Origin of the sequence: Caldalkalibacillus mannanilyticus JCM 10596, from assembly GCF_000615945.1 — a bacterium.
Classification (GTDB): Bacteria; Bacillota; Bacilli; order Caldalkalibacillales; family JCM-10596; genus Bacillus_AT; species Bacillus_AT mannanilyticus.
Genome location: NZ_BAMO01000086.1, coordinates 1 through 1,769, shown reverse-complemented (window position 1 = coordinate 1,769; position 1,769 = coordinate 1). Strand labels below are relative to the sequence as shown.

1 rRNA gene is annotated in these 1,769 nt (G+C 52.8%); it reads right to left on the bottom strand.

Going from position 1 to position 1,769, the window contains the following annotated elements:
• Positions 1-51: 51 nt before the first annotated feature.
• Positions 52-1,769, bottom strand: a 23S ribosomal RNA gene (locus tag JCM10596_RS22705); the annotation flags it as partial.

The window sequence follows — 1,769 nt, the reverse complement described above, 5'->3', positions numbered from 1 at the left end:
CAAAACTAGATAATATATGAGAAGTGTTTCATGTACCTGAGCGTTTGTTTATTGGTTAAGCCCTCGACCGATTAGTATCTGTCAGCTCCACATGTCACCATGCTTCCACACCAGACCTATCTACCTCATCATCTATAAGGGGTCTTACTAGATTAACTCTATGGGAAATCTCATCTTGAGGGGGGCTTCACGCTTAGATGCTTTCAGCGCTTATCCCTTCCACACGTAGCTACCCAGCTATGCTCCTGGCGGAACAACTGGTACACCAGCGGTGTGTCCATCCCGGTCCTCTCGTACTAAGGACAGCTCCTCTCAAATTTCCTGCGCCCGCGACAGATAGGGACCGAACTGTCTCACGACGTTCTGAACCCAGCTCGCGTACCGCTTTAATGGGCGAACAGCCCAACCCTTGGGACCTACTTCAGCCCCAGGATGCGATGAGCCGACATCGAGGTGCCAAACCTCCCCGTCGATGTGGACTCTTGGGGGAGATAAGCCTGTTATCCCCAGGGTAGCTTTTATCCGTTGAGCGATGGCCCTTCCATGCGGAACCACCGGATCACTAAGCCCGACTTTCGTCCCTGCTCGACTTGTAGGTCTCGCAGTCAAGCTCCCTTTTGCCTTTACACTCTTCGAATGATTTCCAACCATTCTGAGGGAACCTTTGGGCGCCTCCGTTACTGTTTAGGAGGCGACCGCCCCAGTCAAACTGCCCACCTGACACTGTTCCTCACCCGGATCACGGGCGTAGGTTAGAATTCCAATACAGTCAGGGTGGTATCCCACCGTTGCCTCCACCGAACCTAGCGGTCCGGCTTCTCTGGCTCCCACCTATCCTGTACAAACTGTACCAAAATCCAATATCAAGCTACAGTAAAGCTCCATGGGGTCTTTCCGTCTTGTCGCGGGTAACCAGCATCTTCACTGGTATTACAATTTCACCGGGTCTCTCGTTGAGACAGTGTCCAAGTCGTTACGCCTTTCGTGCGGGTCGGAACTTACCCGACAAGGAATTTCGCTACCTTAGGACCGTTATAGTTACGGCCGCCGTTTACTGGGGCTTCGGTTCAAAGCTTCTCCTATTGGATAACCTCTCCCCTTAACCTTCCAGCACCGGGCAGGCGTCAGCCCTATACTTCGCCTTGCGGCTTCGCAGAGACCTGTGTTTTTGCTAAACAGTCGCTTGGACCTTTTCACTGCGGCTCTCTTCCGCTATTCACGGTAAAGAGCACCCCTTCTCCCGAAGTTACGGGGTCATTTTGCCGAGTTCCTTAACGAGAGTTCTCCCGAGCGCCTTAGGATTCTCTCCTCATCTACCTGTGTCGGTTTGCGGTACGGGCACCTTCAACCTCGCTAGAGGCTTTTCTTGGCAGTGTGAGATCAGGGACTTCGCTACTATTATTTTCACTCGCCATCACAGCCTAGCCTTCATGAAGAACGGATTTGCCTATTCTTCAGCCTCACTGCTTGGACGTGCACTTCCAGTCGCACGCTCTCCCTACCCTGCTGCGTCACCCCATTGCTCAAGCGGTTTAAGGTGGTACAGGAATTTCGACCTGTTGTCCATCGCCTACGCCTTTCGGCCTCGGCTTAGGTCCCGACTAACCCTGGGCGGACGAACCTTCCCCAGGAAACCTTAGATTTTCGGCGGACAAGATTCTCACTTGTCTTTTCGTTACTCATACCGGCATTCTCACTTCTAAGCGCTCCACCAGTCCTTACGGTCTGACTTCGCTGCACTTAGAACGCTCCCCTACCACTGCATCGTT